The organism is Streptococcus sp. GS001 (assembly GCF_021595565.1).
GTDB classification, from domain to species: domain Bacteria; phylum Bacillota; class Bacilli; order Lactobacillales; family Streptococcaceae; genus Streptococcus; species Streptococcus xiaochunlingii.
The window spans coordinates 203,687-224,537 of sequence record NZ_JACSYJ010000002.1; the positions used below are offsets into that span (position 1 = coordinate 203,687).

The 20,851-nt window shown below is 43.0% G+C and carries 22 protein-coding genes; 19 read left to right on the forward strand and 3 right to left on the reverse strand.

The features are described from left to right. Positions 1-10: 10 nt before the first annotated feature. The 16 genes from atpF (at position 11) to H8S88_RS04465 (ending at position 14,774) form a co-directional block, all read left to right on the forward strand. Positions 11-505, forward strand: a complete 495-nt coding sequence (gene atpF / locus H8S88_RS04390) for a F0F1 ATP synthase subunit B (protein ID WP_236127989.1) — start codon at positions 11-13, stop codon at positions 503-505. Further along, complete coding sequence (locus H8S88_RS04395; protein WP_236127990.1) at positions 505-1,041, forward strand: F0F1 ATP synthase subunit delta; 537 nt, start codon at positions 505-507, stop codon at positions 1,039-1,041. The genes atpF and H8S88_RS04395 overlap by 1 nt, the downstream gene beginning before the upstream one ends. A gap of 15 nt (positions 1,042-1,056) precedes the next feature. Next, positions 1,057-2,562 carry a F0F1 ATP synthase subunit alpha gene (atpA, locus tag H8S88_RS04400; RefSeq protein WP_061563779.1) on the forward strand — a complete coding sequence of 502 codons (1,506 nt, stop codon included), beginning with the start codon at positions 1,057-1,059 and terminating at the stop codon, positions 2,560-2,562. 15 nt (positions 2,563-2,577) lie between these two features. Then, entirely contained in the window at positions 2,578-3,459 is an 882-nt protein-coding gene (locus H8S88_RS04405) for a F0F1 ATP synthase subunit gamma (RefSeq protein WP_061563780.1), read from the forward strand. A gap of 88 nt (positions 3,460-3,547) precedes the next feature. Beyond that, positions 3,548-4,954 carry a F0F1 ATP synthase subunit beta gene (gene atpD, locus H8S88_RS04410; RefSeq protein WP_135782010.1) on the forward strand — a complete coding sequence of 469 codons (1,407 nt, stop codon included), beginning with the start codon at positions 3,548-3,550 and terminating at the stop codon, positions 4,952-4,954. A gap of 13 nt (positions 4,955-4,967) precedes the next feature. Beyond that, entirely contained in the window at positions 4,968-5,387 is a 420-nt protein-coding gene (locus tag H8S88_RS04415) for a F0F1 ATP synthase subunit epsilon (protein WP_129822217.1), read from the forward strand. Between the two features lie 87 nt (positions 5,388-5,474). After that, positions 5,475-5,705, forward strand: coding sequence for a DUF1146 family protein (locus H8S88_RS04420; RefSeq protein ID WP_195611264.1), 231 nt, complete (start codon positions 5,475-5,477; stop codon positions 5,703-5,705). 66 nt (positions 5,706-5,771) lie between these two features. Beyond that, positions 5,772-7,055: a UDP-N-acetylglucosamine 1-carboxyvinyltransferase gene (gene murA, locus H8S88_RS04425; RefSeq protein WP_236127991.1), complete on the forward strand. Its 1,284-nt coding sequence runs from the start codon at positions 5,772-5,774 to the stop codon at positions 7,053-7,055. Then, complete coding sequence (locus H8S88_RS04430) at positions 7,045-7,233, forward strand: DNA-directed RNA polymerase subunit beta (RefSeq protein ID WP_236127992.1); 189 nt, start codon at positions 7,045-7,047, stop codon at positions 7,231-7,233. The genes murA and H8S88_RS04430 overlap by 11 nt, the downstream gene beginning before the upstream one ends. A gap of 105 nt (positions 7,234-7,338) precedes the next feature. After that, positions 7,339-8,151: a DNA/RNA non-specific endonuclease gene (locus H8S88_RS04435; RefSeq protein ID WP_236128201.1), complete on the forward strand. Its 813-nt coding sequence runs from the start codon at positions 7,339-7,341 to the stop codon at positions 8,149-8,151. Between the two features lie 166 nt (positions 8,152-8,317). After that, positions 8,318-9,037, forward strand: coding sequence for a matrixin family metalloprotease (locus H8S88_RS04440; RefSeq protein ID WP_236127993.1), 720 nt, complete (start codon positions 8,318-8,320; stop codon positions 9,035-9,037). 2 nt (positions 9,038-9,039) lie between these two features. Beyond that, positions 9,040-9,411: a hypothetical protein gene (locus H8S88_RS04445; RefSeq protein WP_236127994.1), complete on the forward strand. Its 372-nt coding sequence runs from the start codon at positions 9,040-9,042 to the stop codon at positions 9,409-9,411. 82 nt (positions 9,412-9,493) lie between these two features. Continuing rightward, complete coding sequence (locus tag H8S88_RS04450; RefSeq protein ID WP_236127995.1) at positions 9,494-11,401, forward strand: ABC-F family ATP-binding cassette domain-containing protein; 1,908 nt, start codon at positions 9,494-9,496, stop codon at positions 11,399-11,401. After that, the gene (locus H8S88_RS04455) at positions 11,402-12,277 is read left to right on the forward strand and encodes an XRE/MutR family transcriptional regulator (protein WP_236127996.1); all 876 of its coding nucleotides are present in this window, start codon (positions 11,402-11,404) and stop codon (positions 12,275-12,277) included. A gap of 21 nt (positions 12,278-12,298) precedes the next feature. Then, positions 12,299-13,477: an MFS transporter gene (locus H8S88_RS04460; RefSeq protein ID WP_236127997.1), complete on the forward strand. Its 1,179-nt coding sequence runs from the start codon at positions 12,299-12,301 to the stop codon at positions 13,475-13,477. A gap of 109 nt (positions 13,478-13,586) precedes the next feature. After that, positions 13,587-14,774, forward strand: a complete 1,188-nt coding sequence (locus H8S88_RS04465; RefSeq protein ID WP_236127998.1) for an MFS transporter — start codon at positions 13,587-13,589, stop codon at positions 14,772-14,774. Between the two features lie 294 nt (positions 14,775-15,068). On the opposite strand, the gene H8S88_RS04470 is transcribed toward H8S88_RS04465, so the two are convergent. From H8S88_RS04470 to murT, 3 genes are read right to left on the reverse strand one after another with little or no spacing between them, the layout of a single operon-like run. Continuing rightward, positions 15,069-15,359 (reverse strand): LapA family protein, encoded by a 291-nt coding sequence (locus tag H8S88_RS04470; protein WP_048689338.1) that lies wholly within the window; start codon positions 15,357-15,359, stop codon positions 15,069-15,071. Between the two features lie 9 nt (positions 15,360-15,368). Further along, complete coding sequence (gene gatD / locus H8S88_RS04475) at positions 15,369-16,157, reverse strand: lipid II isoglutaminyl synthase subunit GatD (protein WP_236127999.1); 789 nt, start codon at positions 16,155-16,157, stop codon at positions 15,369-15,371. Further along, positions 16,157-17,497, reverse strand: coding sequence for a lipid II isoglutaminyl synthase subunit MurT (gene murT, locus H8S88_RS04480; RefSeq protein WP_048689344.1), 1,341 nt, complete (start codon positions 17,495-17,497; stop codon positions 16,157-16,159). Before murT ends, gatD begins: the two co-directional genes overlap by 1 nt. 181 nt (positions 17,498-17,678) lie before the next feature. Here murT and cdaA point away from each other — a divergent pair, with 181 nt between their 5' ends. From cdaA to glmM, 3 genes are read left to right on the forward strand one after another with little or no spacing between them, the layout of a single operon-like run. Then, positions 17,679-18,527 (forward strand): diadenylate cyclase CdaA, encoded by an 849-nt coding sequence (gene cdaA, locus H8S88_RS04485; protein WP_048689347.1) that lies wholly within the window; start codon positions 17,679-17,681, stop codon positions 18,525-18,527. Then, a complete protein-coding gene (locus tag H8S88_RS04490; protein WP_061563792.1) occupies positions 18,524-19,264 on the forward strand; it encodes a CdaR family protein in 741 nt (246 codons plus the stop codon). The genes cdaA and H8S88_RS04490 overlap by 4 nt, the downstream gene beginning before the upstream one ends. A 27-nt stretch (positions 19,265-19,291) precedes the next feature. Continuing rightward, positions 19,292-20,647 (forward strand): phosphoglucosamine mutase, encoded by a 1,356-nt coding sequence (gene glmM / locus H8S88_RS04495; RefSeq protein WP_140813866.1) that lies wholly within the window; start codon positions 19,292-19,294, stop codon positions 20,645-20,647. Positions 20,648-20,851 lie beyond the last annotated feature (204 nt).

A 20,851-nucleotide genomic window follows, 5' to 3' on the forward strand; every position in this document is an offset into this window, starting at 1 on the left:
GGAGTAGAAGATGGATTTAACAATTGGTACCATTATTGGTGACTTTATACTGATCGCTGGTTCCTTCCTCTTATTAATCTTTTTAGTAAAGAAATTTGCTTGGGGCAATATTACTAGTATTTTGGATGCGCGTGCTGAAAAAATCACCAACGATATTGACGAAGCAGAGGCAGCCCGTAAAAAGGCTGAGGAACTAGCTGCAAAACGCGAAGCAGAGTTGGCAGGTAGTCGTCAAGAAGCTACAACGATTCTTGAAACGGCTAAGGAAACAGCCGAAAAAAATAAGGCTCATATTCTCAGTGAAGCTAACCAAGAAGCTCTTCGCTTGAAAGAAAAAGCGCAATTAGAAATTTCGCAAAATAAAGAAGAAGCGATGAACAGTATCAAGGGGGATGTCGCAGATATAACCGTTAACTTAGCAGGGAAATTGCTAAGCCAACAGTTGGACTCTGAAGGCCATCGCCAACTGATCGATCGCTACCTAAATGAATTAGGAGATGCCTAATGGACAAAAAGCAATTAATGGTAATTGAGAAATATTCCCAGCCTTTTGTTCAATTGGTATTTGAAAAAAATCAGCAAGATGACGTTTATGAAAAATTAAGTCAAATAAAGGCTGTTTTTGAGGAAACAGGCCTTGCTGCATTTTTAGCTCATATCGGTGTAGAGGATGAAGAGAAGGCGAAGAGTCTGCGACTCTTTCAAAACTCGGATTCAGCATTACTAAACCATTTGATTGAAGTGGTTATTCTCAATCATCGTGAAGCCTTATTTTATGATATTGTCAGAGTTAGTATGGAGCAAATTCAACAGGTGAGCAACTGTTTCGAAGTAACCGTATCTTCGGTTACAGGACTCGATCAGGCTCAAAAAGAGAAGTTGATCCCTATTATTGAAAAGAAATTTGGTATTCAAGTTCGTTCTCTGAAAGAAACATTGGATCCAGATTTGATTGGTGGTTTTGTGGTTTCAGCAAATCACAAGACGCTTGATACCAGTCTAAAACGTCAATTGCAAGTCATAAAAGCAAATTTGAAATAGAAAGTGGTGTGAATTTTGGCGATTAACGCACAAGAAATCAGCGCTTTAATTAAGCAACAAATTGAAAATTTCCAGCCAAATTTTGACGTCACAGAGACCGGAGTCGTTACCTATATTGGTGACGGGATTGCGCGTGCTCATGGCCTTGAAAATGCAATGAGTGGTGAGTTGTTGATCTTTGAAAATGGCTCATACGGAATGGCGCAAAACTTGGAAACGACGGATGTCGGGATTATTATCCTTGGAGACTTCACGGATATTCGTGAAGGAGATTCGATTCGTCGGACTGGTAAAATCATGGAAGTCCCTGCTGGGGATGCCCTGATTGGTCGGGTTGTCAATCCTCTTGGTCAACCAGTGGATGGCTTGGGAGACATCGTAACAGATACCTTCCGTCCAGTTGAAACACCAGCTCCTGGTGTTATGCAACGGAAATCTGTCTCAGAGCCCCTTCAAACCGGTTTGAAAGCCATTGATGCCCTCGTTCCAATCGGACGGGGCCAACGGGAATTGATCATCGGAGACCGTCAAACAGGGAAAACCTCCATTGCCATCGATACCATCTTGAACCAAAAGGATCAAGACATGATCTGTATCTATGTCGCAATTGGACAAAAAGAATCAACGGTTCGGACACAAGTAGAAACACTTCGCAAGTATGGAGCAATGGATTATACCATTGTCGTGACAGCATCAGCCTCACAACCGTCTCCATTGCTATTCCTTGCTCCATATGCAGGGGTTGCTATGGCCGAAGAGTTCATGTACAATGGCAAACACGTTTTGATCGTCTATGATGATTTGTCTAAACAAGCCGTTGCTTACCGTGAATTGTCCCTTCTTCTTCGTCGTCCGCCAGGACGGGAAGCCTTCCCAGGGGATGTTTTCTACCTTCACAGCCGTTTATTGGAACGTTCTGCGAAAGTATCGGATGAATTGGGTGGTGGTTCCATCACTGCGCTTCCAATCATTGAAACACAGGCAGGGGATATTTCTGCTTATATCGCGACCAACGTGATTTCGATCACAGATGGCCAAATCTTCTTGCAAGATAGCCTCTTTAACTCAGGAATTCGTCCAGCCATCGATGCGGGATCATCTGTATCACGGGTTGGTGGATCAGCCCAAATCAAGGCTATGAAGAAGGTTGCAGGGACTCTCCGTATTGACCTAGCTTCTTATCGTGAGTTGGAAGCCTTCACGAAGTTTGGTAGTGACTTGGATGCCGCTACTCAAGCCAAGTTGAACCGTGGTCGCCGGACAGTAGAAGTCTTGAAACAACCGGTCCATGAACCATTGACTGTCGAAAAACAGGTGGTGATCTTGTATGCTTTGACACATGGATTCTTGGATAGTGTACCAGTTGATGATATCCTTCGCTTTGAAGAGGAATTGTTTGCCTTTGTAGAAGCACATCATGCAGATATCTTTGAAACCATTCGTACGACCAAAGATCTTCCAAGTGAAGAAACAATGGATGCAGTGATTACTGACTTTGTCAACCAATCAAGTTTCAAATAGAAATAGGAGTGGCAGATGGCAGTTTCTTTAAATGATATCAAAAATAAAATTGCATCGACAAAGAATACCAGTCAAATTACAAATGCTATGCAGATGGTATCTGCTGCCAAACTTGGGAAGTCTGAGCAAGCTGCCAGGGACTTCCAAATATACGCATCTAAGGTTCGTAAACTATTGACCGACCTCTTACATGGACACGAGGCTGAGAATGCTAAGTACCATCCATTTTTAAAGAGTCGTCCGGTCAAAAAGTCTGCTTATATTGTCATCACTTCTGACCGTGGGCTCGTGGGAGGCTACAACGCCTCTATCCTCAAGTCTGTCATGGAATTGAAGGAAGAATACCATCCAACGGGTGAGGATTTTGAAGTCATCTGTATTGGAAGTATTGGGGCAGATTTCTTTAGAGCAAGAGGCATCCAGCCGGTTTATGAACTACGTGGTCTAGCTGATCAACCAAGCTTTGATGAAGTGCGGAAGATCATCAATAAGACAGTCCAAATGTATCAAAATGAATTGTTTGATGAATTGTATGTCTGTTATAATCACCACGTCAACAGTTTGACCAGTCAATTGCGGGTAGAGCAAATGCTTCCGATCATTGACTTGGACCCCAATGAAGCAGATGAAGATTATATCTTGAATCTGGAGTTGGAATCAGACCGGGATGCGATTTTGGATCAATTGCTTCCACAGTTTGCAGAAAGTATGATTTATGGAGCCATCATTGATGCCAAAACAGCTGAAAATGCTGCCGGTATGATGGCCATGCAAACCGCAACAGACAATGCCAAGAAAGTAATTGATGAATTGACCATTCAATACAACCGAGCTCGTCAGGCAACCATTACGCAAGAAATTACGGAAATTGTTGCAGGAGCGAGTGCGCTTGAGTAGTTGATTCGATGCACATTTTAACAATACAAACATAAGCTTGATGGTGTGTATTCACAAGCTTAGAAACTTAATAGAATAGGAGAATGACATGAGTTTAGGCAAAATTTCTCAGGTTGTAGGTCCTGTCGTTGACGTAGCTTTTGCTGCGGGCGATAAACTCCCTGAGATTAATAATGCGCTTGTAGTCTATAAAAATGACCAACAAAAATCAAAAGTCGTTCTTGAAGTAGCTCTTGAACTTGGGGATGGTGTCGTTCGTACCATTGCCATGGAATCAACAGATGGCTTGACTCGTGGGATGGAAGTATTGGACACTGGTCGTCCAATCTCCGTACCTGTCGGAAAAGAAACTCTTGGACGGGTTTTCAACGTCTTGGGAGATACCATTGACTTGGAAGAAGCATTTCCAGAAGATGCTCCTCGTGAATCCATTCATAAAAAAGCTCCATCCTTTGATGAGCTTTCTACTTCAGAAGAAATTCTTGAAACAGGGATCAAGGTCATTGACCTCCTTGCCCCTTATTTGAAAGGTGGAAAGGTCGGCCTCTTCGGTGGTGCCGGAGTTGGGAAGACTGTCTTGATTCAAGAATTAATCCATAATATTGCCCAAGAGCACGGTGGGATCTCTGTATTTACCGGTGTTGGGGAACGGACCCGTGAAGGGAATGACCTTTACTGGGAAATGAAAGAATCTGGCGTTATTGAAAAAACAGCCATGGTCTTTGGACAAATGAACGAACCACCTGGAGCACGGATGCGTGTTGCCTTGACTGGTTTGACCATTGCGGAATACTTCCGTGATGTCGAAGGTCAGGACGTTCTCTTGTTTATCGACAATATCTTCCGTTTCACTCAAGCCGGTTCAGAAGTATCAGCCCTTTTGGGACGGATGCCATCCGCCGTTGGTTACCAACCGACCTTGGCAACTGAAATGGGACAATTGCAAGAACGGATTACCTCAACCAAGAAAGGTTCTGTTACATCGATCCAGGCCATCTACGTGCCAGCCGATGACTATACCGACCCTGCCCCAGCAACAGCCTTTGCCCATTTGGACTCAACCACCAACTTGGAGCGTAAATTGGTTCAATTGGGGATCTACCCTGCCGTTGACCCATTGGCATCTAGCTCCCGTGCCCTTTCTCCAGATATTGTCGGAGAAGAGCACTATGCAGTGGCTTCTGAGGTCAAACGCGTCCTTCAACGCTACCACGAATTGCAAGATATCATTGCTATCTTGGGGATGGATGAATTGTCTGATGATGAAAAGACCTTGGTTGCTCGTGCTCGCCGTATTCAATTCTTCTTGTCTCAAAACTTTAACGTGGCGGAACAATTCACTGGTCAACCTGGTTCTTATGTACCGGTTGCAGAAACTGTACGTGGCTTTAAGGAAATTTTGGATGGGAAACACGACCACTTGCCTGAGGACGCCTTCCGTGGTGTCGGTTCGATCGAAGATGTGATTGCAAAAGCTGAAAAAATGGGATTCTAAGAAGAGGTGAAAGATGAGTCAAATGAACGTCCAAATCGTTACACCGGATGGACTGGTTTATGATCATCATGCCGCATTTGTATCTGTCAAGACAATTGATGGTGAATTAGGGATTTTACCTCGTCATATCAATACCATTGCGGTTTTGGCTGTAGACCAAGTCAAGGTCCGTCGGGTCGATGACGAAAAACACATTGATTGGATCGCCGTGAATGGTGGGATTATCGAAGTAGTAGATAATGTCATTACCATCGTAGCGGATTCGGCGGAACGCGCTCGAGACATTGATATTAGCCGGGCTGAGCGTGCAAAAATGCGTGCTGAAAAAGCCCTTGAAGAAGCCAAGGACCAACATTCTGTTGATATGGAACGTCGTGCCAAGATTGCCCTTCAACGCGCTATTAACCGGATTAATGTCGGAAATCGATTATAAATATAAAAAGAAGTTGATTGGATCGACTTCTTTTTTTCGCATCTTAAGAATATGAAAGGAGACTTTGTCTTATGGTATAATAGAGGTATGATTCAAATGATTTTTACTTTTTGCAGTCACTTATTGTTTATTTTATTTGCCTACCACCTTCTTTCAACGGTGGTTCAGTGGGAGCGTTTTTTAAAGGTAACTGCCGATACAGCTGTGAAAATTCGGCTTCTTATTTTATTGATCAGCATTAGTTTAGGCTATTTAACTAGTAGCTTCTTTATCAGTATTTACGAATTCAGTCGGCAACTGTTTAACGGGAACTTTTAGATTCTTTTTTGATGAATTTATGGTATGATAGTAGTCGTGACTGAATGAAATGGAGTAATAACGAGTATGGACAAAATTATTGTAAATGGTGGTCAAAATCGCCTAGTTGGAACTGTGAGAATCGAAGGAGCAAAGAATGCAGTCCTTCCTCTTTTAGCAGCAACTGTTTTGGCCAGTGAAGGAACGACAACTTTGACCAATGTTCCTGTTTTATCTGATGTCTTTACAATGAACAATGTCGTTCGTGGCTTGAACACACAAGTTACGTTTGATGAAGAAACCAATACTGTAGTCGTTGATGCGACGCAACCATTAACAGAAGAAGCACCTTACAAATATGTCAGCAAGATGCGAGCTTCGATCGTCGTTCTAGGTCCTATCTTGGCCCGGAATGGTCATGCCAAAGTTTCCATGCCAGGTGGTTGTACCATTGGAAGTCGTCCAATCGATTTGCACTTAAAGGGCTTGGAAGCCATGGGAGCGAAGATTACCCAAACGGCTGGTTACATTGAAGCAAAAGCAGATCGTCTTCAAGGAGCTCATATCTACATGGATTTCCCATCCGTAGGTGCCACCCAAAATATCATGATGGCAGCAACCTTAGCAGATGGAACAACGGTTATTGAGAACGCGGCCCGCGAACCTGAAATCGTGGACTTGGCCTCTCTTTTGAATAAGATGGGTGCTAAGGTACGTGGAGCAGGTACAGAAACCTTGACAATTGTTGGGGTGGATCGTTTGCATGGAGCGGTTCACAATGTCGTTCAAGACCGAATTGAGGCAGGAACCTTCATGGTTGGTGCAGCCATGACAGGTGGAGACGTTTTAATCGAGGATGCGATTTGGGAACACAACCGCCCTCTTCTTTCTAAGATGCAAGAAATGGGCGTTGAGGTAACGGAAGAAGAGAATGGCATTCGCATTCGCTCAGATGTTTCTAAATTGAAACCAGTGACGGTAAAAACCTTGCCTTATCCAGGTTTTCCTACAGATATGCAAGCCCAATTTACTGCTTTGATGGCCATGGCTTCTGGTGAATCGACCATGATTGAAACGGTATTTGAAAATCGTTTCCAACATTTGGAAGAGATGCGTCGGATGGGCTTACATTCAGATATTATGAGAGATACAGCTCGTATCCAAGGTGGAGCTAGCTTACAAGGGGCTGAAGTAATGTCGACAGACTTGCGTGCTAGTGCAACCTTGATTTTAATGGGGCTTGTGGCTGAGGGAGAAACCAAAGTGAGCAAGTTAACCCACCTCGACCGTGGATATTTTAAATTCCATGAGAAATTGGTGGCTCTTGGAGCAGATGTACGTCGTGTGAAGGAAGATGATGATGAAAACTAAATTAAAAGCAATCGGAAAACAATTGGGGATCGTCCTATTGGTTGTTACTATCTTAGCGATTGTTTTCGCTCTTGGCTTGGTCATTGGATATGGTGTCATTGGCAATGGGAAGGATCCTTGGTCCATTCTCTCGCCAGATACATGGAAGGAAATCCTTCAGAAATTTTCAGGTAAGTAACTATCTATCAAAAAGAGGAGCTTGAGATCGTGATCCCAGGCTCTTTCCCATTCAGTAGAAACAGAGGAAATCAGTGTGGCAAACAATCAAAAGAAACCACTTAAAATGAAAAAATCAGGACAAACCCTACTGGGCTTGGTGGTGGCAGCAGCCCTCTCCATCGGTGGCTATTATTTTAGTCAACCCCAGCAAGTCGTTAGTCACTCTCAGGTTCAAACGGTTGTGACTTCGAGTCAAGAAGCAACACCGAGTAAGGAACTAGCGGAGAGTGTTCTGACAGATAGTGTTCGAGCTAAACTCGGAAAGAACATTCAATGGAACGAAGCGGGCGCTTTTATTATTAATCAAAACAAAACCAATCTGGATGCGGATGTTGCTAGTCTCCCTTATGCAGATACCAAGACAAAGACTGTAAAAGGACGAGAGATTCCAACAGTTGCCAACGCTTTGATGACCAAGGCGACTCGTCAATACCAAAAGAGAGAACAGACGGATGTAGCTTGGGCCCCTGCTGGCTGGCACCAAGTAACCAATTTAGCTGGGGAATATGACCATGCGGTTGATCGGGGCCATCTTCTCGGCTATGCCTTGATTGGCAACTTAGATGGGTTTGATGCCTCGATGACGAATCCTAAAAATATTGCGGTTCAAACAGCTTGGGCCAATCAAGCGCGTGACAGTTTTTCAACGGGACAAAATTACTATGAAACCCTTGTTCGGAAGGCCTTAGATAAAAATAAGCGGGTGCGTTATCGGGTGACTCTCTACTATGCTTCAGATGAAGATTTGGTACCAGTTGGCAGTCAAATTGAAGCAAAATCGAGTGATGGCAGTCTAGAGTTTAACGTTTTTGTTCCAAATGTCCAGAGTGGGATTAGTTTGGATTATCGTACTGGAAAAGTAACAGTGCATCGCTAAGCTAAAGATAAAAGAAGAAGCAGGATGAAAAGGATTCGGTTGGCTTTGTTGTCAACTGGATCTTTTTCCTTTCATGACTTCACCCTTTAGCTTATTTTAAGAAAACTGAGGTAAAATAACCTCTTCTAGACCTAAACAAAGGTCTTCCTAAGGAAAGGAGGAACTTGTGAGAACCATTATAGCTATGATTCGTTTTCTAATACGGGTTATTTGGAGTCTTGTTTGGGGCTTGTTTTGGACTCTCGCCCTTAGTTTTGCTTTGCTGGTTGCTGCTTTATTCTTTAGTGGCAAAACCGGTAGCGGAATAGATGGGGTCAGTCGCGCAGCCCAAACGGTTGTCACTCAGGTAGATGCTTACTTTCATCGAGATGGTCCTCTACTGGGTCAGGGAAGTCCATCTGCTCAAGAAGGTCTAACAACAGATGGCCATACCTCTACAGGAGCAAGGTGGGATCAAGCAACCGCAAAAGTTTATCTAGATCCTGAAATGGATGATACCTTTATCTGTGCCTATGAGGAAGCTCTTGAGTCTTGGAACCAGACAGGGGCCTTCACTTTCCAACTTGTCACCAGTGAAGAAGAGGCTGATATTATCTTAACGGAGATGGATGATAGCACGGTTTCTGCAGCGGGTGAAGCCGAATCCCAGACCAATGTTTTAACCAATCGATTCAAACGGGTGACAGTTCGTTTGAATCGCTATTACCTATTAAATAAGCAGTACAATTATTCCCATCAGCGAATTGTAAACACAGCTGAGCATGAACTAGGCCATGCGATCGGTTTGGACCATACTGAGGAAGAGTCCGTCATGCAGGCAGCTGGTTCCTTTTATAGCATCCAAGCAAGGGATATTGAGGCTGTTCGTCAACTATACAAGGAGTAGGAATGATTAAACGTATACTGTATGTTATTCGAACCTTTCCAGAACAAGTGGCACTCTTTGTGTTTAACTCAGGAATCTTTCTATGGATATCCCAAAAAGGGCTAGCAATCTCCCATGAATTAGGCATTCAACAGGCTTGGGAAAACTATGCTCCTGAGGGAGTCCGTCAATTTTTCGGGGACAATAAGGAAGCCGTTCAAGCTTTCTTCTCACATTCGGCCATCACTTGGCTGATTGGCTCCATGATGATCCTGTTTGTGATTCGCTTTGTAAAGGGCGTCATCAAATGGGGCTTGCTTTTGCTGGTGATCGGTATCGGGCTTTTCCTCGCCTATCAGTACAGCCAAATGGCTTCCAATATCTCAGCGATTTAAACAGTTAGGACAGGTCAAGCGCATCTAGCGTTTGGCCTTTTCTTCAATTGTCAATTTGTCAAAAGTAAGGTAAAATGAAACTATGATTATTTTACAAGCTAACAAAATTGAACGCTCTTTTGCAGGGGAGGTTCTTTTTGATAATATCAGCCTGCAGGTGGATGAACGGGACCGGATTGCCCTGGTCGGAAAGAACGGAGCCGGCAAGTCTACGCTCTTAAAAATCTTGGTGGGAGAAGAAGAGCCAACTTCTGGAGAAATCAATAAAAAACGGGACCTTTCCCTCTCTTATCTCGCTCAAGATAGCCGTTTTGAGTCGTCCAATACTATCTACGATGAGATGCTCCATGTCTTTGACGATCTCAGAAAGACTGAGAAAAGCTTGCGTCAAATGGAGCTTGCGATGGGGGAAAAAACTGGGGCTGACTTAGAAAAACTCATGCAGGACTATGACCGTCTATCGGAAGAATTCCGTCAGGCTGGTGGCTTCACCTATGAGGCAGATATCCGCGCCATTCTCAACGGATTTAAGTTTGATGAGTCTATGTGGCAGATGAAGATTGAAGAGCTGTCTGGAGGGCAAAATACCCGTCTCGCTCTGGCCAAGATGCTTTTGGAAAAACCAAATCTCTTGGTACTGGACGAGCCGACCAACCACTTGGATATTGAGACGATTGCCTGGTTGGAAAACTATCTGGTCAACTATAGTGGGGCCCTTCTTATTGTCAGCCACGATCGCTATTTCCTCGATAAAGTTGCTACCATTACCTTGGACCTAACCAAGCATTCTTTAGATCGCTATGTCGGTAATTACTCCAGCTTTGTGGAGCAAAAAGAGCAAAAACTGCTGACCGAAGCCAAGAACTACGAGAAGCAACAAAAAGAAATTGCTGCGCTGGAAGACTTTGTTAATCGCAATTTGGTGCGGGCGTCGACTACCAAGCGGGCCCAGTCTCGGCGTAAGCAGTTGGAAAAAATGGAGCGTCTAGACAAGCCGGAAGCTGGGACCAAGTCTGCCCATATGACCTTCCATTCCGATAAGACATCGGGCAATGTCGTCCTGACAGTAGAAGAGGCAGCCGTCGGCTATGACGATCAAATCCTGTCAGAGCCCATCAATCTGGATATCCGCAAGATGAATGCGGTCGCTATTGTAGGACCAAATGGGATCGGGAAATCTACTCTTATTAAGTCTATTATCGGGCAGATTCCTTTTATCAAGGGAGAAGCTCGTTTTGGGGCCAATGTCGAGGTAGGCTACTATGACCAGACTCAGAGTAAGCTAACCCCTCACAACAGTGTCTTGGATGAGCTCTGGAATGACTTTAAACTGACACCAGAAGTGGAGATCCGCAATCGCCTGGGAGCCTTTCTTTTCTCTGGGGATGATGTCAAGAAAACTGTCGGCATGCTGTCGGGTGGAGAGCGAGCCCGCTTGCTCTTGGCCAAGCTGTCCATGGAAAATAACAATTTCTTGATTCTCGACGAGCCGACCAACCACTTGGACATCGATAGCAAGGAAGTGCTGGAAAATGCCCTGATTGATTTTGACGGGACCTTGCTTTTTGTCAGCCACGACCGCTACTTTATCAATCGGGTGGCTACACAAGTCTTGGAACTCTCAGAAGAGGGATCGACCCTTTATCTAGGAGATTATGACTATTATCTGGAGAAAAAAGCTGAGTTAGAGGCCCTTGCGGTAGCGCAAGCAGAAGCTATGCCTGTTTCTTCGACCGAAGAAGTCACCAGCAATGACTACCACTTGCAAAAGCAAAACCAGAAGGAACTCCGTAAAATCACTCGTCGCATTGAGCAATTGGAAGCAGAGATGGAAGAGCTGGATCAGAAAATCCAAGACATCACCGAAACCATGCATAGCACCAACGATGCAGCCGACTTGGTACAACTCCAGAGTGAGCTGGACCAACTAACTGTCCAGCAGGAAGCAGTCATGGAAGAATGGGCAGAACTGTCAGAGCAGGTGGAATAGATGGACGATCTTGGAAAAGTTTTTCGTGAATTTCGAATCAGTAAAAATTATTCGTTGAAAGAAGCTGCAGGAGAAGCTTGCTCGACCTCCCAGTTATCCCGTTTTGAATTGGGGGAGTCGGATCTGGCTGCGTCGCGCTTCTTTGAAATTTTGGACAATATCCATGTGACGATTGAGAATTTTATGGATAAGGCCAGAAATTTTCAACACCATGAGCATGTTGCTTTGATGGCCCAGATTATTCCACTTTACTATTCAAATGATATTGCGGGTTTTCAAAAGCTTCAAAGAGAACAACTTGAAAAAGCCAAACATTCCACCAATCCCCTCTATTTTGAATTGAACTGGATTCTGCTACAAGGCCTGATTTGCCAGAGAGATGCCAGCTTCACGATGAAGCAACGTGATCTGGATAAGGTGGCGGATTACCTCTTTCAAACGGAAGAGTGGACCATGTATGAATTGATCCTCTTTGGCAATCTCTACAGCTTTTATGAGGTAGACTATGTCACACGGCTTGGGAGAGAAGTGATGGAGCGAGAAGATTTTTACAAAGAAATTGGTCGCCATCGAAAACTGGTCTTGATTCTAGCTCTGAATTGCTACCAGCATTGTTTAGAACACCGTTCTTTTGAAAACGCCAGCTATTTTGAATCCTATGTAGAAAAGATTATCGGCAAGAGCATCAAGCTCTACGAACGCAATGTCTTTCATTATCTCAAGGGATTTGCCCTGTATCAAAAGGGGCAAACAGAAGAAGGGCGGCAGCAAATGCAGGAAGCCATGCATATCTTTGATGTGCTGGGACTGCCAGAGCAGGTGGCCTATTATCAAGAACACTTTGATAAATTTGTAAAAAATGAATGTTCTAAATAGGACAGTGATAAAGGAGATTTTATGAACCGACATGCGGTCCAATTAATTAGTCGTGGAGCTATTAACAAAATTGGAAATATGCTCTATGATTATGGGAATAGTGTCTGGCTGGCCTCGATGGGTACTATAGGAAAGACGGTATTAGGGATCTATCAGATTTCTGAGTTAGTGACAGGGATTCTCGTGAATCCTTTTGGAGGAGTGATTTCAGACCGTTTTTCTCGTCGCAAGATTTTGATGACGACCGACTTGGTTTGTGGACTCCTTTGTTTGGCGATTTCTTTTATCACAAATGATAGCTTGATGATTGCGGCTCTTATTTTTGCCAATATTGTTCAGGCCATTGCCTTTGGTTTTTCTCGACCTGCCAATAAAGCCATTATTACCGAGGTAGTAGAGAAAGAAGAGATTGTGACCTATAACGCTCACTTGGAGTTAGTCTTACAGGTTGTTAGTGTCTGTTCACCTGTTTTTTCTTTCCTAGTTCTACAATTTGCCAGTCTTCATATGACCCTCTTATTAGATGCGCTGACCTTTTTCATTGCCTTTGTCCTAGTGGCTTTCCTTCCGAAAGAAGAAGCTAAGTTGCAAGAGAGGAAACAGTTTACCGGGAAAGATATTTTTTCTGATATCAAGGGTGGGTTAGACTATATCTGGCATCAGAAAGAGATTTTCTTACTCTTATTAGTGGCTTCTAGCGTCAATTTCTTTTTTGCGGCTTTTGAGTTTTTACTTCCCTTCTCGAATCGTCTATACGGGGTTAAAGGAGCTTATGCGACCATTTTAACGCTGGGAGCTATTGGATCTATTCTAGGAGCACTTGTTGCCAATAAAATGAAATCAAGTATGAGAATTCTCCTGTTTTTACTGCTTATGGCAGGGATAGGAGTGTTCATAATGGGCTTGCCCCTTCCACCTTATCTTTCCTTTTCAGGAAATCTGGTCTGTGAATTTTTTGTGACCATTTTCGACATCCACGTTTTTTCCCAAGTACAAACCAAGGTGGAAGATGATTATCTAGGTAGAGTATTGAGTACAATTTATACCTTGGCTGTTCTCTTTATGCCCATCGCCAAAGGGTTGATGACTTGGTTGCCAAGCGTCCGTATGGAATCATTTCTCTTGATTGGAGCTGGGGTTATTCTCTTTTCACTCTTGGCTCAGCTAGTAGCTAAGCAGCTTCAATCAAAAGAACAGTAGGGATCCTTTGATAAATTTGTAAACCATTATTTTTCCCAAATAGGGGACAAAATGAAAACCTCTTTCATGAACTGATACAATAGTTTCAGAAAATGAAGGAGGTTTTTTTATGAATCGACATGCAGTCCAATTGATTGCTCGTGGGGCGATCAATCGAATGGGAAATATGCTCTATGACTATGGGAACAGTGTTTGGTTGGCCTCGATGGGGACGGTAGGAAAGACAGTGTTGGGGATCTATCAGATTTCTGAACTCGTCACCTCCATTCTAATCAATCCATTTGGTGGCGTGATCTCAGACCGTTTTTCCCGTCGCAAGATTTTGATGACGACCGACTTGGTTTGTGGTCTTCTTTGTTTGGGCATTTCCTTTATCAGGAATGATCGTTGGATGATTGCAGCCCTGATTGTTGCCAATATTGTCCAGGCCATTGCCTTCGCTTTTTCTAGAACTGCCAATAAAGCTATTATCACAGAAGTTGTAGAGAAGGATGAGATTGTGACTTATAATGCCCGCTTGGAGTTGACCTTACAAGTGGTTGGTGTTAGTTCTCCTGTGTTCTCTTTCCTTGTTTTACAATTTGCCAGTCTCCATGCGACCCTCTTACTGGATGCGCTGACCTTTTTCATGGCTTTTGTCCTTGTGGCTTTGCTTCCGAAAGAAGAAGCCAAGGTTCAGGAAAAGAAACAGTTTACGGGAAAAGATATTTTTTCGGATATGAAAGATGGACTAGACTATATCTGGCATCAGAAAGAGATTTTCTTCCTCCTCTTGGTGGCTTCCAGTGTCAATTTCTTTTTTGCGGCTTTTGAGTTTTTGCTTCCTTTTTCGAATCGCCTTTACGGGGTCAAAGGAGCCTATGCGACCATCTTAACATTGGGGGCTATCGGCTCCATCATCGGAGCTTTGATCGCCAATAAATTTAAATCAAGCATGGAGATGCTTCTTTTCTTATTGATTTTAACAGGAGTAGGAGTCTTCATGATGGGCTTGCCCCTTCCGCCTCTTCTTACCTATTCTGGAAATTTAGTCTGTGAACTCTTTATGACAATTTTCAATATTCACTTTTTTACCCAGGTTCAAACCAAGGTAGAAGGAGACTATCTGGGCAGGGTCTTAAGCACCATTTTTACCCTAGCCATTCTCTTTATGCCGGTGGCTAAAGGTTTGATGACCTTGTTGCCAAGCGTCCGTGTAGAATCTTTTCTCCTGATAGGAGCTGGTGTCATCCTTTTTTCACTCCTAGCTCAAGTAGTCGCCAAGAAATTACAAGCAAAAGAAGGTACATCAGCATGAAAAAGCATCGATTGATTTCAGATTAAATACAAAGTTATATTAGAAACTTTCCTTAGGTGAGTACGGACGTTAGCGAACTTCGAAGAAGTTCCATGACTTAGTTTTGGATCTAAGGTTCCAAAACTCCCGAGTGCCTGAAACAACTCTGTTTCAGGCACTTTTCTCACAGCGGAAAGTTTCAGTATAACTTTTAGTAAGCCAAATTGAGTATCTACTTATATTTTATTCAGCATCACCTTGGTTGTTTTATGAAAAACAGTTTGTCTACATCAAAAAAGCACCGATTGGTGCTTTTTAGTTTTCGATTTGTTTGATTTTTTCTTCTTTATCACCTGACATCTTTTGTCCTAGTTGTTTTTTCGCAGTTTTTAACTCATGTTTTAATGAGAAATTTTTTGGAAGGCTGACTAAGAAAGTCACCAGCGAACCAAGAAGGACACAAACCAGAATCAAAATGATGAGCGGGAGTTTAAATTGGACCAGCAAAAAGTTTACAGTCACCGTTTGCATATTGGCCAAGGAAATAATCGCAATAAGCAAGACTGCAATCAGTAGTGCAACATATTGTAGTTTTCGTTTATTCATTTTGTCTCCCTATTCTTCTATTTCAGCTTTGCTTTTCACATCAGCGTATTCTTCTGCTTTTTCAAGGCTTAAGATATCATTGTAAGTCGCTAAGACGATGTCTTGTCCATATTTTTTCTTTAGAGCTGTTGTCACCAAGCGATAGGCCAAATTGGCGTTGCGAGACAAGATAGGGCCGTGGAAGTAGCTACCAAAGACGTTTTTGTAATGAACGCCTTCGCAACCATCTTCTTTATTGTTCCCATTTCCGTAGACGACCTTGCCCAGCGGTTCTTCATCCTCTGCCAAGAAGGTCCGACCTTGGTGGTTCTCAAAACCATAGTAGGTTTCATTGAACTCTTCATTATGGATCTTGATGTCTCCAATATAGCGATTGTTGACTTGGTTGAGGGTATAGTGCCCCATAATACCAAGTCCCTCAATGCGTTTACCAGAAGCTTCAATATAGTACTGGCCTAGAAGCTGAAATCCACCACAGATAGCAAGGACCACCCCATCGTTATGAATGAAGCGTTCGATGTCTTCTTTTTTATCTGGTAGATCTTCTGATACAATGGTCTGTTCGTAGTCTTGGCCTCCACCGAAAAAGGCAATATCGTAGACTTCTGGATCAAAGCGGTCTTTGAGAGAAACGATATCCACAGTGACATGAGCACCAAGTTTCTCCGCAACGTACTTGAGCATGAGGATATTTCCATTGTCCCCATAAGTATTCATCAGATTCCCATAAAGATGGGCAATTCTCAATTCATATTGGTAGTTTTCCTGATCAGGGGATTGTAGTGAAGTATACGTCATTAATTCATCTCCTTTTCAATCAGGTGTTCTTGAGCTAGCAATTCACGGAATTCTAGCATGGCCGTATAGGTGGCTAAAATATAGGCGTGAGGAGTAGCCTGTCCTTTAATCTGGGTAAAGACATCCTCTAATTTTGCATTTTCAGTAATCTGGTCAGACGGATAGCCTGTAACCCGAAGTCGTCGAGCAATTTCTGAGTGGCGTACCCCACCGGCGTTGATTTCTGGAATGTCCATCTGGGTGATTTGCTCAAAGTCGGCATCCCAGATCCAGCTGGTATCAATCCCATCTGCATAGTTGGCGTTGAGAAGAACGGACAAACTGAAGGGATACGGCGCTAGTTTGATCATTTCAATAGCCTGAGTAGCTCCAACCGGGTTTTTGATCAGGATTAGGGTACATTCTTTATCCCCAATCTTAAAGGTTTCCTGACGACCAAAGACAGCCTTACTCTTATCGAAACCACGCTTAATGACGTCTGGGCTTACATCAAAATAATGGGCCACCGCAACTGCAGCAAGGGCGTTGTAAATATTGTATAGGCCCCCAATATTAATGTGGTAGTTTGTACCGTTGATCTTAAAGTGAGAAGAAGTATTGGTCAGCTCGGTCAATTCATCGACAGCGACTGTTAAAGGAGGACGGTGGAAGCCACAGCTTTCACAAATGTAATCTCCCAGATTGGCATAGGTATTCAAGTGGTAGGTCAAGATTCTATGACATTCTGGGCAGACGATACCTTCTGTATTGTAATGAGCTAGCTGTGGAGCAGTTTTTTCCGTCTCAAAGCCAAAATATTGAACGGGATTTGGTAGGGGAAGGGTATGGAAAAGAGGACTATCCCCATTCATCAAAACAGTTGCTTGAGGCGCTTTTTTAATCCCATCTAAAATCATCCGATAAGTTGTGTAGATTTCTCCGTAGCGGTCCATTTGATCGCGGAAGATATTGGTGATCACAAACAAGGTCGGTGTGATGTAGTCACAAATCCGAGACAGACTGGCTTCATCAATTTCAAGAACAGCGATCGGACGACCAGAAGAACCTTTTGCGTTCAAGAAAGTAGTCGTAATCCCTGAAATCATATTGGCACCACTAGGATTGGTCACGATAGGTCCGAAAGCCTCCTGAAGAATCCCAACAGTGAGAGCTGTTGTTAGTGTTTTCCCATTCGTACCAGTGATAACCACAATTTCGTAGTTCTGGCCCAGATGTTGTAAAATGTCTTTATCAATTTGAAGGGCGATTTTTCCGGGAAGGGTAGAGCCACGTCCAAGCATACGCAAGAGGTGACTGCTCATTTTTCCGGCGATAAGCCCCATACTAGTCTTAATCTTCATAATTCATATTTTATCACAAAAAGCAACAGAAGGTTACAGAAAAATCTGTTGAAACATGATATAATGATGTGGAGTGGTTTGAACGCGCTATCCATTTTCTAGAAGCTCTGCTGTTGCCAGTAAGTATCTACAATGGTTAGTCGCGCGAAAAGCCTAGAAGAGAAGTGGTAGGTATGAGATTGTGAACATCCAACAACTGTCAAATCCCCAGTATTGGGCTAGTTTATTTCCCACTCCCTGGAGTGTGGTTGTCAACCTTATTGACATTGCCCTAGTGGCTTGGTTACTGTATTATTTTATCAAAGCCATTGTCGGCACTAAAATTATGATTTTGGTGCGTGGTGTTTTGACCTTTTTCTTATTTGAGTTAGTTGCCAATATGATTGGCTTGACGACCATTTCTTGGTTGATTAACCAAATCATCACATACGGGGTCATTGCTGCGGTAGTGATTTTCTCTCCGGAAATTCGGACGGGATTAGAACGATTAGGTCGAGCCACTGAATTTTTCTCAACCAATCAAATTAGTACTGAAGAAAAATTGGTTCAATCTTATGTAAAAGCGGTTGCTTATATGAGCCCTCGGAAGATTGGTGCCTTGGTTGCGATTCAAGGAAGTAGAACCCTTCAAGAATATATTTCTACTGGTATTCCCCTTGATGCAGATGTTTCGGGTGAACTTCTGATTAATATTTTTATCCCCAACACCCCGCTTCACGATGGGGCAGTGATTGTCACCAATGATAAAATTGCTGTATCTTGTGCCTATCTCCCCTTAACAGAAAGTACTGGGATTTCAAAAGAGTTCGGTACACGGCACCGGGCAGCCATCGGCTTATCCGAGGTAAGTGATGCCTTCACCTTTGTTATTTCGGAAGAAACAGGTGGTATCTCTATAACGAGAAATGGAAGCTTTAGACACGACCTCAGTATCGAAGAATTCGAACAAGAGTTGCGTTCTTTCATTATTCCAGAAGATCAAGGGAAAAAAGATTTGAAATCAAGAATTTTTGGAGGACGTATCAAATGATTCCAAAAAGAAAAATTGTCTATATCGTGACCTCCGTCTTTTTCTCAAGTCTCTTATTCATCAATGCAACCTCTGTTAATTTCCAGAATAACAGTAGTGCCCGTCAAGTGAGTTCTGAAACTTACACCAATACTCTTACCAATATTCCGATTGACGTAAAGTACAACGAAAGTAAATATTTTGTTAGTGGGATTAGTTCAGAAGTGACAGTCTTTCTGAAAGGATCTAACCGTGTTGCCTTAGCATCAGAGATGCAGGCTAGTACTCGTAAATTTAAAGTGGTTGCTGATTTAAGTGATCTGAAAGAAGGCCAGCATGAAATCACATTAAATATTGAAGGCTTACCTTCTGGTTTAACAGCAACCATCGAGCCTCAGAGGGTAACTGCAAAAATTGGTAAGAAGATGACGAAAAAGTTTGATGTTTCCGTCACTATACCTGATAAACAGATTGCTCCAGGGTGGAGTCTCTCACATGTTACTTTCTCTGAAGATGAAGTATCTGTGACAAGTGACCAAGATACTTTAGCTAAAATTGATCATGTGGAAGCCATCTTCCCTGAAGGAGATCTCTTGAACAATACCTACACTGCAACCGTATCAATGAAGGCAGTAGATAGTGAAGGGAATGATTTACCAGTCATTATCTCTCCATCAGAACTCTACATGAAGGTTGAGTTGAAACAAACAAGTTCCAGCTCTTCATCGACCAGTTCTTCATCACATAATAGCAATTAATATAGATTCATCGAAAGGAATATCATAATGGGTAAATATTTTGGAACGGACGGAGTCCGTGGAGAAGCAAACGTCGAATTGACGCCAGAGTTGGCCTTTAAGCTCGGTCGATACGGAGGTTATGTCCTCAGTCAACATGAAAAAGAAACTCCACTTGTTTTCGTAGGACGAGATACACGTATTTCTGGTGAAATGTTAGAAAGTGCTCTCGTAGCAGGTCTCCTATCTGTAGGGATTAAAGTTTATAAACTCGGTGTCATCGCGACACCAGGTGTAGCTTATTTGGTTCGTTCTGAAGGGGCAAGTGCTGGGGTCATGATTTCTGCCAGTCATAATCCAGCTCTAGACAATGGAATCAAATTTTTTGGGAATGACGGCTATAAACTGGATGATGACCGTGAATTAGAAATAGAAGCCTTATTGGATGCGGAGTCTGATACTCTCCCTCGTCCAAGTGCGGAAGGTCTTGGAACCGTGATGGATTATCCAGAAGGACTTCGTAAGTATCAAGAATACTTAGTTTCAACTGGAACCCAGCTGGAAGGAATGCACGTAGCTCTTGATGCTGCGAATGGTTCCGCATCTACAAGTGCCCGTCAAGTCTTTGCTGACCTAGGAGCACGTTTGACAGTTATTGGCGAAAGCCCAAATGGTCTCAATATCAATGACCAAGTAGGTTCAACCCATCCTGAGGCTTTGCAAGAGGCTGTCCGAGAATCTGGTGCGGCTATTGGTTTGGCTTTTGATGGTGATAGTGATCGTTTGATTGCAGTTGATGAAAATGGGGAACTAGTTGATGGTGATAAAATCATGTACATCATTGGGACTTATCTTTCTGATAAGGGCCTCTTAAAAGATAACACCATCGTAACGACCGTCATGTCTAATCTAGGTTTCCATAAGGCTTTGGATGCCAAGGGGATTAACAAGGTTGTGACTGCTGTTGGAGACCGCTATGTGGTCGAAGAGATGAGGAAGTCTGGTTACAATCTAGGTGGTGAACAGTCTGGTCACGTGATTGTCATGGACTACAATACCACTGGAGATGGTCAGATGAGTGCCGTTCAATTGACCAAGATTATGCAAGAAACTGGTCGTACATTATCAGACCTTGCATCAGAAGTTACCATCTATCCTCAAAAATTGGTCAATATCCGTGTTGAAAATAGCATGAAAGACAAGGCGATGGAAGTACCTGCTATTCGCGCGATTATTGAAAAGATGGAAGCTGAAATGGCTGGGAATGGGCGTATCCTAGTCCGTCCAAGTGGTACAGAACCTCTTCTCCGTGTCATGGCAGAAGCACCAACCCATGAAGAAGTAGACTACTATGTGGATACCATTGCTACAGTAGTCAAAGATGAAATTGGTCTTGAAGTTTAAATAATATAAGTAAACTTTCTAAAATAGAGTTTGAAAGGTTGGCTGAAAAAATACGTTGAATGATGAGGCCCATAGCCCTCATGACAACAGTTCTCTTTTCAATTACTTTTGTTCAAGCCATTCAAGCAGGAAACACCCTGATCTTGGCTTATCCTAAAGAAATAACTTTAATATCATCGTTTTTAAAAGGCTGGAATTTTCCAG

Excerpts from the sequence above, each read along its gene's own strand:
- atpF (WP_236127989.1), top strand. The coding sequence starts at position 11 with ATGGATTTAACAATTGGTACCATTATTGGTGACTTTATACTGATCGCT.
- H8S88_RS04395 (WP_236127990.1), top strand. The coding sequence starts at position 505 with ATGGACAAAAAGCAATTAATGGTAATTGAGAAATATTCCCAGCCTTTT.
- H8S88_RS04405 (WP_061563780.1), top strand. The coding sequence starts at position 2,578 with ATGGCAGTTTCTTTAAATGATATCAAAAATAAAATTGCATCGACAAAG.
- atpD (WP_135782010.1), top strand. The coding sequence starts at position 3,548 with ATGAGTTTAGGCAAAATTTCTCAGGTTGTAGGTCCTGTCGTTGACGTA.
- H8S88_RS04415 (WP_129822217.1), top strand. The coding sequence starts at position 4,968 with ATGAGTCAAATGAACGTCCAAATCGTTACACCGGATGGACTGGTTTAT.
- H8S88_RS04420 (WP_195611264.1), top strand. The coding sequence starts at position 5,475 with ATGATTCAAATGATTTTTACTTTTTGCAGTCACTTATTGTTTATTTTA.
- murA (WP_236127991.1), top strand. The coding sequence starts at position 5,772 with ATGGACAAAATTATTGTAAATGGTGGTCAAAATCGCCTAGTTGGAACT.
- H8S88_RS04430 (WP_236127992.1), top strand. The coding sequence starts at position 7,045 with ATGAAAACTAAATTAAAAGCAATCGGAAAACAATTGGGGATCGTCCTA.
- H8S88_RS04435 (WP_236128201.1), top strand. The coding sequence starts at position 7,339 with ATGAAAAAATCAGGACAAACCCTACTGGGCTTGGTGGTGGCAGCAGCC.
- H8S88_RS04445 (WP_236127994.1), top strand. The coding sequence starts at position 9,040 with ATGATTAAACGTATACTGTATGTTATTCGAACCTTTCCAGAACAAGTG.
- H8S88_RS04450 (WP_236127995.1), top strand. The coding sequence starts at position 9,494 with ATGATTATTTTACAAGCTAACAAAATTGAACGCTCTTTTGCAGGGGAG.
- H8S88_RS04455 (WP_236127996.1), top strand. The coding sequence starts at position 11,402 with ATGGACGATCTTGGAAAAGTTTTTCGTGAATTTCGAATCAGTAAAAAT.
- H8S88_RS04460 (WP_236127997.1), top strand. The coding sequence starts at position 12,299 with ATGAACCGACATGCGGTCCAATTAATTAGTCGTGGAGCTATTAACAAA.
- H8S88_RS04465 (WP_236127998.1), top strand. The coding sequence starts at position 13,587 with ATGAATCGACATGCAGTCCAATTGATTGCTCGTGGGGCGATCAATCGA.
- H8S88_RS04470 (WP_048689338.1), bottom strand. The coding sequence starts at position 15,359 with ATGAATAAACGAAAACTACAATATGTTGCACTACTGATTGCAGTCTTG.
- gatD (WP_236127999.1), bottom strand. The coding sequence starts at position 16,157 with ATGACGTATACTTCACTACAATCCCCTGATCAGGAAAACTACCAATAT.
- murT (WP_048689344.1), bottom strand. The coding sequence starts at position 17,497 with ATGAAGATTAAGACTAGTATGGGGCTTATCGCCGGAAAAATGAGCAGT.
- H8S88_RS04490 (WP_061563792.1), top strand. The coding sequence starts at position 18,524 with ATGATTCCAAAAAGAAAAATTGTCTATATCGTGACCTCCGTCTTTTTC.
- glmM (WP_140813866.1), top strand. The coding sequence starts at position 19,292 with ATGGGTAAATATTTTGGAACGGACGGAGTCCGTGGAGAAGCAAACGTC.